Source organism: Rhizobium croatiense, assembly GCF_019793465.1.
In the GTDB taxonomy this organism is placed as follows: domain Bacteria; phylum Pseudomonadota; class Alphaproteobacteria; order Rhizobiales; family Rhizobiaceae; genus Rhizobium; species Rhizobium croatiense.
In genome coordinates this window covers 16836-29051 of record NZ_JAILYJ010000026.1, presented here as the reverse complement: position 1 = coordinate 29051, position 12216 = coordinate 16836, and the positions used below count along the sequence as shown (strand labels likewise).

Sequence of the window (12216 nt, the reverse complement as noted above, 5' to 3'; positions counted from 1 at the left end):
CAGCCGATCACGCGCTCACGACTCGGCTTACTGAAACGGAGAAAAGATATGGCTGATGCAAAGCTGCAAGCCGTGCTTTCGGCTCTTTCGCCGATGGCGAGACAGCTAAATGCGCTACCCTCCAATCAACCGGGGCGAGATGCGAACTGCGTTAAACTAAACACGAATGAGAATCCGTTTCCGTTGCCGATGATGGTGATGCAAAGTGCGCTGGCGGCCCTCGAACGGCATTATCTGTATCCCGAAGATGACAATCTGAGCTTGCGCGACGCAGCCGCCAGCGCGTATGGCCTCTCCCAGGATCAGGTGGTCGCCGGGAACGGCTCGTCGGAGCTGCTTGGGCTCATCTACAGAGCATTCCTCGACCCGGGAGATAGCGTTGCGATGATATCGCCAGGTTTTTCCTTTAACCGCAAACTGGCCAAGTTGCAGGGTGCCAGATTTCTCGAAATCGAATGGGGCGAGTCTTATTCTCTGCCAATCGAGCAGCTGCTTCTTGGTCCAGCAAAAGATGCAAAATTCATACTGCTGGCCAATCCGAACAATCCAACGGGAACCTTCGTTCCGGTGGCTGAAATCGACCGCCTCGTCGCGCAATCGGACCAGTTGATAGTGGTGGATGAAGCGTATGTCGACTTTGCACCCGATGATGCCCTGCGCCTTGTCGATCGTCATCCAAACCTTCTAGTATTGAGAACACTTTCGAAAGGCTTTGCAGCCGCGGGAATTCGCGTCGGTTTCGGCTTTGGTCATCCTGAACTTATTGGGAGGCTACGCAACCTGCAAAATGTCTTTAACATGAACGTGATCGGCCATGCGGTGGGCATTAGTATCCTTTCGCACCGCGCCGACTACGACGAGAACCACAGATATATTAAACATGAAAGACACAGAACGACCACTGCCTTGTCTCAATTGGGCTTTTCTGTCATTCCCTCCCACACAAACTTTTTGCTAGCTCGGGTGCCACCCGGACGAGATGGCAAATGGTGGCAAGCGTCTTTGGATAGGCAGAACATACTTGTAGCCGTCTTTCCCGATGCCGGTTTGGAAAATTTTATCCGCGTCAGCATCGGCACCAGAACCCAAATGGACGGGTTCCTTTCAGCCGCCAGGGACATCATTTCTGGAAGTATGAAGACGCAGAGCTAGGCGGTTAGAATTATTGGCCACACTGCTTGTCACTTGGAAACACCAGGTATCGAAGTCCATATTGTGGGATAAAGATCACAAATAAGCGCAAGACCGTAAAGCGTGTGCCGTCTCGATCCCGTTGATTACGCGTGTTATTGGCGCACGAGTGGAGCACCCGGTGGCCGATGCGAGGCTTATTTCTGGCGATTCCGGCCGCGGCTCTGCCGCTGTATTGGGAATGGTTTAGGTTTCTTCATAATCGGTCCTTCGCATTGACATTGAGCGAACAGTAATCTGCGGTCGTCGCCGATCTTCCGTCGATCACCTGCGACAGAACCTCGATCCGCTAAAGATCACGCTCGCTCATCGCCATTGATCCCACCCGCAATCCCCTACGCCAGCAAACGTGGGCAGTATGGCATTCGAACTTGGCAGAAACAGAACTTTTTCAATCTGCGGCACTCTAGCTGTGAGCTTCCAATAGGTTGTCCATTCGATCCGGACCGGGAAAGCTGAGGTTGTCGAAGCTTCAGTGATTCTCGGGGGACCGAATGGACATCCATATGAATGCCCGCCTCACGCCGCTCAGTCGAGCGGTAATTGCGCACCGCGTGCTGATGGAAGGACAGCGACCGATGGCCGTCGCTGCGGCTTTCGGCGTCTGCGTGAAGACTGTCTATAAGTGGGTAAGGCGCTATCGACGGGAGGGCGAGGCCGGTCTCAATGATCGCAGTTCCCGACCGCACCGCCTGTATCATCCGACCTCGCAGGCCACCGCCGCCCGGATCGAGACGTTACGCCGCCTGCGCATGACCGGCCAACACATCGCCAAGGAGACGGGTGTCTCGCCAGCCACAGTCAGCCGCATCCTCAAGCGCCTTGGCCTGAACAAGCTCAAGGCCTTGGCCCCGGCTGAGCCGGTGCGGCGCTACGAACGCGACCAGCCCGGCGAACTCATCCATATCGACATCAAGAAACTCGGCAAATTCAACCGAACCGGCCACCGCATCACCGGCGATCGCACGGGGCAGAGCAACAGCCGCGGCATCGGTTGGGAATACGTCCATCTGGCCATCGACGACCACTCACGCCTGGCCTATTTGGAAATATTACCCGACGAGACGCGACGCTCCTGTCTGCGCTTTCTCTTCAATGCTTTGCGCTTCTTCAAAGCCCATGGCGTCAAGGTCCAGCGCGTCATGACCGACAACGGCACAAGCTTCCGTTCCCATCGATACGCCAAGGCGCTGCGGCGGCTCAGCATCAAACACATCCGCACCAAACCCTATACGCCGAAGACAAATGGTAAGGCCGAACGCCTCGTCCAGACCGCACTGCGCGAATGGGCATATGCCAAGGCCTACGAAACCTCGCAGCAGCGCGCCGCCGACCTGCCGCTCTGGCTCCACCGTTACAATTGGCATCGCCCGCACGGCAGCCTACAATCCAAACCGCCCGTCAGTAGCCTCGGCCTGATCAAGGACAACCTGTTGAGGCTCCACATCTAGCCGCTACAGAGATTCGAAGCGGGAGCCGTGCGGCCATGGTCACCATCCGCCTTGCTACCAAATGGTACAAGCAGAGCCGCGGCTTCGCCGATCGGCAGGTCGACCACCGTGATTCCGCTTGCTGCAAGGAAACGGCGCTCGTTTTTGGTAAGGCCTTCCGCATCAAGTACTGCAAAGTGGGGGCCGTGAGAGCGCTTGATGATCTGTCGAGCGTAGATCCGGAGCATCTGATCGTTGAAGCGGCAGCCAATGAAAAGAAAACCGCGATCTATACGCCGTTCTTTCACCATTCCAGGTATTGGCGTCTGGATATCGATTTCGGTTAGGACTTCCACGTAATCGGAATCGGACACCAGAAAGTTCGAAGCTGGTATAACACTGCCGTACGGCGCATAGAGGACCGTCTTTGGCGCTGCGACGCATTCGACGTCTCTCCCGGACAGATCGTAAGTTTTTGTCCAAATGTCGCCGCCGCCGTTTGCACGCGTGACGCCCTGAATCTCGACGACATCCGTTCGACCGGTCTTCGCGAAAGCCGCACGCATTGTCCCGTCGTACCAACCGTCGACGATAAGGGAGAGCGGCAGCGTTGCGAGCCAGTCGTGGAGGGCGGTCGGCGCCACGGGTGCTCCAAATATTTCTGCCATCCAGGCCTGAAGCGTCCGGCGATGCCGTCGCTGTTCAATAAACTGCGCGACTGACCACATATTGCTGCGTATCCTGGAAGGGGCAGGTGTGCGTTCGTTGAGTGCCGCGGAGACGGCTTCCGGGGTGTCCGGTACAGGTGGTTCCGTGGATTGCAGCCGAAGGAGATCCGGACCGAGATAGGGAACGATCCGATCCGCAGCGAGCGCTTCCTGAAGCAGCCTAAGTCTTTTTTCGGCGTCACCGTTGCGAATGATCAGGAGACGGTCCGAGGTCAAAATTTTATTCATGCTGTTTTCTCTTACCTCTCGTTTGCAGCATCAGTCCTCGTCAGGAATCTTCCTTGCGTGGACGGTGATCGGCAGAGGCGTATCCCGCGATAGCTTGGGCAAGACGAGTCTCCAGCCGTTCCTGAGAGTGATCGTGCCGCCCCACATGTCATCAGCCTCGACATCTACGATCGGCTCTTCGAGATCTTTCTTTGGTACGTAAGCCGACAAGCCGGCGCTCGTTCTCCGAATCATTATCTTCATGTCGCTATTCCTCCGTTGGGGGCCCCGCGATTTCAGCAGCGCCGCAAGCAGCGGCGTTGTCTAGACTCGTCAGTTCACGGGCACGCATGCCGACGATAGTGCCACGTTCGACCCATTCGACGGCATAGATGTAAAACTGCTGGAGAAAGGTGCCGATGTCGCGCACATAGCCTTCGTCGCCCTTCCGCACCAAATTTTCCCCAATTTTTTTGCCAGCATAGGTGCCGTCATTCTTTACGTGAAGTCTGGCCCGCACCCGCTCGCCGGGTGTAAATCGTGGAGGCCTGTGGATTTCGACCTCCTGTTCACGTCCAAGGCCCATGGGCATTCCTCCTTGCAGGATATCATTGAAGGCTTCTCCGCAGGAGCCCCGACCATGCTGAAGGTCAAATCGCAGGTGCGGCGGGGACGCAGGTCTTCGGCACGGGGCAAACCTCCGCGCATTGCTGCGTTTCGAAGGTACCCTTGCATTCGGTGCATTTTTCCGGGTCGATAACGTAGATCTCACCTTTGAACCTGATCGCACCGGAGGGGCATTCGAACTCGCAGGCACCGCACTGGGTGCATTGGGACGCTATGATCCTGAAGGCCATTTTTAAACTCCTGAAGATGTTGGATTAAGAGCGCTCACGCCGTCGCCGCTTGTGGTTCGACGCCAAACTTGGCGGCGTAGAGGGTGCCGATGGCGGTCTCGATGTAGTCATAGCAATAAGCATCCGTTGCCCGAACCCCGGCCTCCATGAGCTTAGTCTTAGGGCACTCCCCGATCTTGGCGCATAGCACGACGTCAATACCGACCAGCGCAGTTATGATGCCGTCGAGGGTGGCTTCCTCGCCCCTGCCTCCGAGGCAATACTGTTCGATCTTGCGATGCCCGACGTAGGTGATGCCTCTCGACGAAGCTTCGTATACTTGGAACTCCTTCGCATGGCCGAAGTGCTCGTTGATGCGACCGCCACCCTTTGTCGCGACCGCGACGTGGAGGGACCCATCGCCGGCTGCTTTGACTGTCTCGATTGCCTCGCTCTTGGCGGTCGCGTGATCGCCGCGTTCGCGGGCGATCACTTCCCGATAGGCCTCGCGCTTACGGGCGTCATAGGTGATCTCTCCGGGAAGCTGGTCGAGTGCGAACTCCTGGCCCCGATCATCCCCAAGCAGGCCGACGGCATCGGCCCTACATTGCCGGCAATGGCGCATTAGCTTTGCGCCGCCTTCGAGACGATCCTGGAGCGCCTTCAATTCGAGCGCCCGCGGGCCGCGCTGTCCGGTCAAGCCGTAGTAGGTGCCATGGGCCGGATCGGAAATAAGCGGCATGACGTTGTGCAGGAACGCCCCCCGCTCCTTGACCCATTTATTTACCTCGACCAGGTGTTCGTCGTTGACACCAGGAATCATCACCGAATTGACTTTGGTGATGATGCCGCACGCGGTCAGCATCTCCAGGCCCACCATTTGCCGCTCGTGCAGAATTCTGGCAGCTTCGATGCCGGTGTAACGACGGTTGCGGTAAAAGATCCAGGGATAGATCTCTGCGCCGATTTCAGGGTCAACCATGTTGATCGTAATTGTCACGTGATCGACATTCATGTCGACAAGTTCGGCGACGTGATCCGGCAGCGCAAGCCCGTTGGTGGAGATGCACAGCTTGATGTCGTGGATCTCCCCCGCAACTCGTTCGAACGTTTCCTTTGTCTTCTTCCAGTCGTAACAGGCATCGCCCGGTCCGGCGACACCCAGCACGGAAAGCTGCGGCACTTCGTTGGCGACGGCAATGACCTTGCGCAGCGCCTGGTCTGGCGTCAACTTTTCCGAGACGACCCCAGGGCGGCTTTCGTTGGCGCAGTCATATTTACGATTGCAATAGTTGCACTGGATATTGCAGGCTGGTGCGACCGCGACATGCATGCGCGCGAAATAATGGTGAGCCTCTTCTGAATAGCAGGGGTGGTTTTTGATCTTCGCCCAGATAGCCTGGTCCACGTCGGCCGGTTTTGTGGACACGCCACATGACGAGGATGTGCAGCCACTCGGTTTCGCGGTCGCCAGCAATTGATCCAAGGATGTCGTGCTGGTCGCACTTTCAAGCGAAATCATCGGTGCGGACATTGAGTGCTCCGTTGCTAGTTGACGTCGCCTTTCAAAACGCAAAAGCCATGCCATCCCAAGGACGGGATTTGCTTTAAGAATTTGCGTTTATTGCTCTATTCCGACCGTGTTCGGACACAGACTTGTCAAGCTTCCGACAGTCGACAAAAGAGTTGTCCGTAAGCCACCAAACCAGGCATTGGAGATCGAGAAGGTCCAACATCACCCAGGCGCTTAAAGCTTTTTCACCTCGATGCGATGCTGGCGTAGAGCATAGCCGACCTGACGAGGCGTAAGGCCGAGAATACGAGCCGCTTTGGCCTGAACCCACCCGGCCTTTTCCATCGCCTCGATCAACCGGTCCCGTTGCGTGAGGCGCGACTCCATTGCGGGACAACCGGAACCGTGCGGATCACAAGCCTTGACGGAAGATACCTCGTCCGACGCACCGATGCTCCCGCCCGAGCGCGGCGATGAAGTCGGCATCACATTGCTCCGGGCATGCCCATCGACGGTGATGCCGCCGGGCGACCCGTCGGTTTTCCAGAGGAGCGACGAAAGGCACTGGCTGTTCTTGCAGGCAAAATCAGACGAAACGATCGAGCTTGAACGCGCAAGGGTGGCAGTCCTTCGCACGCAGTTTTCGAGTTCCCGGACGTTACCTGGGAAATAGCATTGCGACATCACCTCGATCGCCGACGACGAAAACGTCAGCTCGCGTTGGTTCTCCTTGTTGAATCGGTCAAGAAGAGCGTTCGCAAGGCGTGGGATATCGCCGGGTCGCTCTCGAAGCGGCGGCAGGACAATTGGAACTACGCTGATGCGGTAATACAGGTCGGCCCTGAATTCGGCGTTTGCAACAGCCATCTCGAGGTTCTTATTCGTGGCGCATATGAGCCGGACGTCGACCGCAAGCGTCTTGGTTCCGCCCACCCTCTCCAGTTCGCCTTCCTGCAGGACGCGCAGCAGTTTGGCTTGAAAGGCGGGCGAAATCTCGCCAATCTCGTCAAGCAGAAGCGTTCCGCCATTTGCCAGTTCGAAGCGTCCGGCGCGCTGCGCGATGGCCCCGGTGAAAGCCCCTTTTTCATGCCCAAACAGCTCCGATTCCAGGACGCCTTCGGGCAGCGCGGCGCAGTTCAATTTGACGAACGGCTTGTTTTTACGAGGGGAAAGTTCATGGATCGCCTGTGCAAAAAATTCCTTGCCGGTGCCGCTTTCGCCCCGCAGAAGCACGGTGGAATTCGTCCTCGCCACCACCGAGACGGTTTCAACCACCTGCTGGAGAGCCGGGCTATCCCCGATAATCCCGTCGATTTTGACGGGTGGATGTCGGCCCGGCGCGCCCCTTTGCGCGATGATCGGCTTCTCCGATCTCTCCTGTTCGCCGATAGGTCGCCGACCCTCCAGGTTCAGGAAACGATGAAGCCTGATCGTCCGACTGACCAGATTGGCGACCATGGTCAGAAAGCGAACGTCCTCGTCGGCGGGGAAGGGGGCGGCGTCGTTCCTGACGCGATCGATCGATATTGTGCCAAGTATTTTATTATCGGCTTTTACCGGAACGCCAATAAAAGAAATTGGGACGGTGCCGCTGCTCCAAGGCGGTTGCGGCTCAGCCTGAAATAATTCGGACTTGCTGACATCCTTTACGATTAAGGGCATACCGGTCGTCGCGATATGGTCGATTACGGCCTTAGGTATAACGCCTCGAGCGGCTGATTGAGAGGATGGGGGGATGTCGCCAGTTGCGGCAATCTCGGGCTGACCTTCAGCGTCTAGAACAACGATTGCTCCGCATCGAATCTGCAGAAAGGAAGAGAGGACGTTCACGACGTTGGCAAGCGTAATCTCTAGCCGGGCGGGGGCAGTCAGTACCTTTGATATCTCGTAGATTCCGCTGCGCTGCGTGCCCGCTTGGCGCATAGGTCCAGCAGGTAGCGCAGATAGGGGTTCCGCTCCATCGACCGGTCGGGCGGGCATGTGGGTCATTATATGGCCTTGGGTTGTCTAACGTTTCTTATAACCCTTGCTTGCATGTATATATAGTAATTTCTAATGCCAATCTGCAACGCGCACCTCTGCAAGTTTCCGATGCGCCCGTCTGCAAACCCAAGTTAGTTCTGAATCGTGGAGTTGCAAACCCTTATCCGAACTTGAAGAGAACGCCGAAACCGCCTCTCGGATAGTTCCACTCGATATCTCCACTTGCCTCGCAGAGTACGCGGCACGTGCCGCACTCCATGCACCCATCGGCGATAACCTCCACTTGGCCCTGGTCATTCAATTCGTAGCACTTGGCCGGACAGACACTTGTGAGGGCATACAGATTTACGCTTGGCCAATCGTGTGGACGCACCCTAATATGCGGGCGTCCGGCATCGACCACGTATCGATTTTGGTAAAGCTTGTCCTCTACGCGTATGTTCGTCACTGCAACCGTCATCTCATCTCTCCTTTATCGCCACGCGCGCGCCAAGCGAACCGCGTCACCAAACAGCCCCCAGCGGGAGCGTGCCTTGATGAAGGTGCCCGTGGTCGCCCGTTCCTTGTCGATCTTCGGGGTGCCATCGACTCGCACAAAGTTCTGTGCGGCCTGCGACAGCAACCTTGGATAAGTCGTGAAGAAATTGCGGGAATTGGTGTGCAGCAGGGCAGGCATGTCCTTGTATTTCCGCAAGTCTTTGATAACGAACGACTTTTCAAGCATCGACTTGTAAAGGGAGAGGTTCTCCTTGACCATCGGCTTTTTGCGATTCTTGATCTGGACGATTGCTTCGCCGGCGATGCGCCCCGACGTCATGGCGAGGTTTGACCCCTCGCGGTGCACCGCATTATTAAGTTGTGCCGCGTCGCCGACGACGACCCAGCCGTCACCAAAAAGCTGCGGAATTGCCTTGTAACCACCTTCTGGAATGAGATGCGCCGCATATTCCTTGACTTCCGCTCCTGCGATCAGCGGCTTTACCGACGGATGGCTTTTGAATTTTTCGAGCAGATCATAAGGACTTTCCATTGTTGCCGCGAATTCGGAGACAAGGCAGCCAATGCCGATCGAGATCGATTCTTTGTTGGTGTAGAGGAAGGCAAGCCCGGCCATGTTGCGAGAGATCGTGCCAACTGCCTCGATGACGCAGCCTTCATTGGCCTTGAGGCCGAACCGCTGGTCAATTACCTCTTCGGCCAGGAAATGCATTTCCTTGACGGCGAGCGCGACAGTTTCCGGTTTTGGCGTGTCACGCAATCCAGCACGCGTGCCGAGCAGCCCATTGACGCCCTCTGCGAGAACGACCACGTCAGCAAGAATCACGTCGCCGGCGCGGTCGGTGCGAACGCCAATCACCTTGCCCTTTGGATCACGAACGAGTTCCGTCACGGTCGTCTCGCATAGAAGCGTCGCTCCGGCCTCGCGCACCTTGCGTGAAAACCATTTGTCGAATTGGGCGCGAATGACCGTGTAGCGATTGTGTCTCGACTCGTTGAAGTCGTCCGACCGGTATTGCATACCGATGTGGGACGAGTCGTCCATCATCCAGAAGCGCTGCTCGACTAAGTGCCGCTCCAGAGGCGCATCATCCCGGAAATCCGGCAGGATTTTCTCCAGCATGTCCGCGTACATGATGGCGCCCTGCACATTCTTGGAGCCCGGATACTCGCCACGCTCCAACTGCAGCACCTTCATGCCGCGGTTCGACATCGTGTAAGCAGCTGCGTTTCCGGCCATGCCGGCCCCGATAACTATGGCGTCGAAGTTTTCCTCAGTCATGGGGCGCCCTCAGTTTGCAAGCTTATCGCGACTGTGCGGCGACAGTCGATGGGTGAAGAGTTCCGTTAATGACGGCAGTAAACGGATCGCATCGGTGACGACGCCGAGGTGGGCGAAATCAAAAATCGGCGCGTTAGGATCGGTGTTAATGGCTAAAATAAGATCAGCTCCCTCGACGCCAACGCGATGCTGGATGGCGCCGGAAATGCCGGCTGCTATGTAAAGCTTCGGCCGGATAGTTTTGCCAGTTTGGCCGATCTGCCGATCAGCAGGCATCCAGCCCTTTTGGACGAGGGGGCGCGAACAGCCATAATCGGCCCCGATCGTCCGCGCGAGTTTCTTCATAAGCTTCACGTTCTCCACCGCGCCGAGACCGAGGCCTCCAGCAACCACGACGTCCGCATAGGCGAGATTCGCCGTCGCCGACTGGCCATCGGACAAGAAACCGAGGACCTTAGTGACGATCTCTTCCTCGATCATCGACACTTTGTGTTGAATGACGCGTCCGATCTTATTATTCCCGCGCGGAGGCATGGCCATGACCCTCGGCCGGACCGTTGCCATCTGCGGCCGGCAGTTGAGCGTGTAGATCGTGCAAAGCAAGGAGCCGCCGAAAGTCGGCCGGGTCGCCGCAAGCGAGCCGTCCGCATCCACATCAAGTTCGGTGCAATCCGCCGTGAGCCCTGTCAACAAGGTCGTCGCCACGGAACCGGCAAGGTCGCGCCCGAGCGTCGTTGCCCCTAAAAGAAGGATTTCCGGTTTGTAGTTAGTAACCAGATCCGTCAATGCTTTGGTGAAAGGCTCATTTCGGTAGTCGGCGAGCAGTGGGGCCTCGACGAGGTAGGCCAGGTCGGCGCCATAAGCAAAAGCCTCGGCGATGGCAAACCACGTGGCCTCTCCCGGTGGTCCGAGAACGACGCCGGCAAGCTGGACGCCCAGCTTGTCGGCGAGCTTGCGGCCTTCGCCGAGCAGCTCGAAGGAGACGGGATGCACCTGATCGCGCTCCAGCTCGATGAAGACCCAAACGTGCCGATGGTCCTTAAACTGATCGGGCAGCTCTTTCTTCATGGCGGCACGGCCAGCGGCTGGAGGAGGGCTCTCTCGATTCGTGCTCAACATCGTCGCTCCTTGCCTTCATTCGCCGTCAAAGGCGAGTTCGCTTTCGAGCGCCGGCTGGCGCAAAAAGATCCCAGCGATCAACTCCTCCGCGAGATCGCGCGGTGTTTTTTCCGCGGTGTCGATCTGCTCCGCCTTTTCCGCCCGCTCAGGAGGGGCAAAGACCCTCTTAACGACGGTTGGCGAGCCACGCAGGCCGCACTTGGTGAGGTCCTCTATGCCAGCGTCGGCCGCATTCCACTTCACGATCTGGCTGCGCGCGGCCCGTAGCGCGTCATCGAGCGAGCCGCGGCGGATTTCGTTTGTGCCTTCGAGCATTGTAATTAGGCAAGGGAGCTTGCTCATCAGCGTCTGCGTGCCCCCTTCCGAGCGGCGCTCCACCGTAATCTCGCGCCCATTGATGTCGACAGAGACGATTTTGGCAACGTAGGTGAGCTGCAGGAGGTCGAGGCGCTTGGCGATGCCAGGCCCAACCTGGGCGGTATCGCCGTCGATGGTCTGTTTGCCCGTAAAGACGATATCGGGCGTACCGAAGGCCTCTCCGATCTTCGCGATGGCTCGCGAAAGAGCAAACGAGGTCGCCAGAGTGTCGGAGCCGGCAAAATGACGGTCGGTCAAGAGTACGGCGCGGTCGGCGCCGTAGGTGAGCGCCTTGCGCAACGCGTCCTCTGCCATGGGCGGCCCCATGGTGAGCACGGTCACCTCGCCGCCATGGCGGTCGCGCAACTGGAGCGCCTCTTCAAGGGCGAACAGATCATAGGGGTTGATGATGGTTGGCACCCCCTGACGCATGATTGTGTTCGTCACCGGATGCACTCGTATTTGTGCGGAGTCCGGTACCTGTTTGATACAGATAACTATGTGCATGGCGGTTTCTTACTCCCTCCCTCTATGGGTGGCGGGCTTGTCAGTACACATGCTTGCGTGCATCATTCGTGCCAACCGTTTGGCGTTCTCTATCACATTGAAATGGCTTCGATTCCGACGTTGCTAGCATATGACTGAATTGTAAGCTTCCCGACATTGTCGTGTCGCAACCGTGCTCACTTCTTTTCGAACGGCTTCAGGAAAGAGTCTAACGGGACAACGGTGCGGCCGGGTGTGACAGGTCTGTTCGGATTGTGGTCCTTGAGCACCTTGAAGACCCGGTGCGAGAGCGGCGCGGAGGTCGCGAAATCACAGTAGGCCCTTTCCAGTATGGCACGGGCACGAGCAGCGATTACCCGGTCTGGGAGATGGGAGAAGTCCTCTGCCGCGAGGTATTGGCCCATACGCTTCATGATATGGAGTCGTGAGACATCGAGAACCTTCGGGTCATAGGGGACCCCTAGGGCTTCGAAGAACTCCTCCGCAGCCGAGAGAGATTTCAGCCGATTGAGGATGTCTTTGACATCGACGGGACTGCTGTCAGCGGAGCAACGGCACATAAGAT

At 57.4% G+C, this 12216-nt stretch carries 13 protein-coding genes; 2 read left to right on the top strand and 11 right to left on the bottom strand.

Going from position 1 to position 12216, the window contains the following annotated elements; all coding sequences use genetic code 11:
- Window positions 1–48 precede the first annotated feature (48 nt).
- Window positions 49–1152 carry a histidinol-phosphate transaminase gene (gene hisC, locus K6M89_RS28750; RefSeq protein ID WP_004671991.1) on the top strand — a complete coding sequence of 368 codons (1104 nt, stop codon included), beginning with the start codon at window positions 49–51 and terminating at the stop codon, window positions 1150–1152.
- 533 nt (window positions 1153–1685) lie between these two features.
- Window positions 1686–2642, top strand: coding sequence for an IS481 family transposase (locus tag K6M89_RS28745; RefSeq protein ID WP_010030077.1), 957 nt, complete (start codon window positions 1686–1688; stop codon window positions 2640–2642).
- Here K6M89_RS28745 and K6M89_RS28740 read toward each other — a convergent pair.
- The 11 genes from K6M89_RS28740 to nifW all read right to left on the bottom strand — a co-directional run bounded on the left by K6M89_RS28740 (window position 2639) and on the right by nifW (window position 12211).
- The gene (locus tag K6M89_RS28740) at window positions 2639–3577 is read right to left on the bottom strand and encodes an SIR2 family NAD-dependent protein deacylase (RefSeq protein WP_004678511.1); all 939 of its coding nucleotides are present in this window, start codon (window positions 3575–3577) and stop codon (window positions 2639–2641) included. The two genes, K6M89_RS28745 and K6M89_RS28740, sit on opposite strands and share 4 nt — an antisense overlap.
- Before the next feature lie 30 nt (window positions 3578–3607).
- Window positions 3608–3820, bottom strand: a complete 213-nt coding sequence (gene nifT, locus K6M89_RS28735; RefSeq protein WP_004678514.1) for a putative nitrogen fixation protein NifT — start codon at window positions 3818–3820, stop codon at window positions 3608–3610.
- Window positions 3821–3824: 4 nt separating this feature from the next.
- Window positions 3825–4142, bottom strand: coding sequence for a nitrogen fixation protein NifZ (locus tag K6M89_RS28730; protein WP_004678515.1), 318 nt, complete (start codon window positions 4140–4142; stop codon window positions 3825–3827).
- A gap of 64 nt (window positions 4143–4206) precedes the next feature.
- On the bottom strand, window positions 4207–4413 hold the full coding sequence (locus tag K6M89_RS28725) for a 4Fe-4S binding protein (RefSeq protein WP_008536545.1): 207 nt from the start codon (window positions 4411–4413) through the stop codon (window positions 4207–4209).
- Window positions 4414–4447: 34 nt separating this feature from the next.
- Complete coding sequence (gene nifB, locus K6M89_RS28720; protein WP_004678520.1) at window positions 4448–5926, bottom strand: nitrogenase cofactor biosynthesis protein NifB; 1479 nt, start codon at window positions 5924–5926, stop codon at window positions 4448–4450.
- Between the two features lie 213 nt (window positions 5927–6139).
- Window positions 6140–7828 carry a nif-specific transcriptional activator NifA gene (gene nifA, locus K6M89_RS28715; protein WP_018247198.1) on the bottom strand — a complete coding sequence of 563 codons (1689 nt, stop codon included), beginning with the start codon at window positions 7826–7828 and terminating at the stop codon, window positions 6140–6142.
- Between the two features lie 220 nt (window positions 7829–8048).
- Window positions 8049–8348 carry a ferredoxin family protein gene (locus K6M89_RS28710; RefSeq protein WP_004678523.1) on the bottom strand — a complete coding sequence of 100 codons (300 nt, stop codon included), beginning with the start codon at window positions 8346–8348 and terminating at the stop codon, window positions 8049–8051.
- A gap of 12 nt (window positions 8349–8360) precedes the next feature.
- Window positions 8361–9668 carry an FAD-binding protein gene (locus K6M89_RS28705; RefSeq protein ID WP_004678525.1) on the bottom strand — a complete coding sequence of 436 codons (1308 nt, stop codon included), beginning with the start codon at window positions 9666–9668 and terminating at the stop codon, window positions 8361–8363.
- A gap of 9 nt (window positions 9669–9677) precedes the next feature.
- Entirely contained in the window at window positions 9678–10787 is a 1110-nt protein-coding gene (locus K6M89_RS28700; RefSeq protein ID WP_004678527.1) for an electron transfer flavoprotein subunit alpha/FixB family protein, read from the bottom strand.
- A gap of 15 nt (window positions 10788–10802) precedes the next feature.
- Window positions 10803–11651 carry an electron transfer flavoprotein subunit beta/FixA family protein gene (locus K6M89_RS28695; protein ID WP_004678528.1) on the bottom strand — a complete coding sequence of 283 codons (849 nt, stop codon included), beginning with the start codon at window positions 11649–11651 and terminating at the stop codon, window positions 10803–10805.
- A 176-nt stretch (window positions 11652–11827) separates the two neighbouring features.
- Window positions 11828–12211: a nitrogenase stabilizing/protective protein NifW gene (gene nifW, locus K6M89_RS28690; protein ID WP_004678534.1), complete on the bottom strand. Its 384-nt coding sequence runs from the start codon at window positions 12209–12211 to the stop codon at window positions 11828–11830.
- Window positions 12212–12216: the final 5 nt, after the last annotated feature.

Excerpts from the sequence above, each read along its gene's own strand:
- K6M89_RS28740 (WP_004678511.1), bottom strand. The coding sequence starts at position 3,577 with ATGAATAAAATTTTGACCTCGGACCGTCTCCTGATCATTCGCAACGGT.
- K6M89_RS28695 (WP_004678528.1), bottom strand. The coding sequence starts at position 11,651 with ATGCACATAGTTATCTGTATCAAACAGGTACCGGACTCCGCACAAATA.
- K6M89_RS28725 (WP_008536545.1), bottom strand. The coding sequence starts at position 4,413 with ATGGCCTTCAGGATCATAGCGTCCCAATGCACCCAGTGCGGTGCCTGC.
- hisC (WP_004671991.1), top strand. The coding sequence starts at position 49 with ATGGCTGATGCAAAGCTGCAAGCCGTGCTTTCGGCTCTTTCGCCGATG.
- K6M89_RS28745 (WP_010030077.1), top strand. The coding sequence starts at position 1,686 with ATGGACATCCATATGAATGCCCGCCTCACGCCGCTCAGTCGAGCGGTA.
- K6M89_RS28700 (WP_004678527.1), bottom strand. The coding sequence starts at position 10,787 with ATGTTGAGCACGAATCGAGAGAGCCCTCCTCCAGCCGCTGGCCGTGCC.
- nifT (WP_004678514.1), bottom strand. The coding sequence starts at position 3,820 with ATGAAGATAATGATTCGGAGAACGAGCGCCGGCTTGTCGGCTTACGTA.
- K6M89_RS28730 (WP_004678515.1), bottom strand. The coding sequence starts at position 4,142 with ATGGGCCTTGGACGTGAACAGGAGGTCGAAATCCACAGGCCTCCACGA.
- nifW (WP_004678534.1), bottom strand. The coding sequence starts at position 12,211 with ATGTGCCGTTGCTCCGCTGACAGCAGTCCCGTCGATGTCAAAGACATC.
- K6M89_RS28705 (WP_004678525.1), bottom strand. The coding sequence starts at position 9,668 with ATGACTGAGGAAAACTTCGACGCCATAGTTATCGGGGCCGGCATGGCC.
- nifB (WP_004678520.1), bottom strand. The coding sequence starts at position 5,926 with ATGTCCGCACCGATGATTTCGCTTGAAAGTGCGACCAGCACGACATCC.
- nifA (WP_018247198.1), bottom strand. The coding sequence starts at position 7,828 with ATGCGCCAAGCGGGCACGCAGCGCAGCGGAATCTACGAGATATCAAAG.
- K6M89_RS28710 (WP_004678523.1), bottom strand. The coding sequence starts at position 8,348 with ATGACGGTTGCAGTGACGAACATACGCGTAGAGGACAAGCTTTACCAA.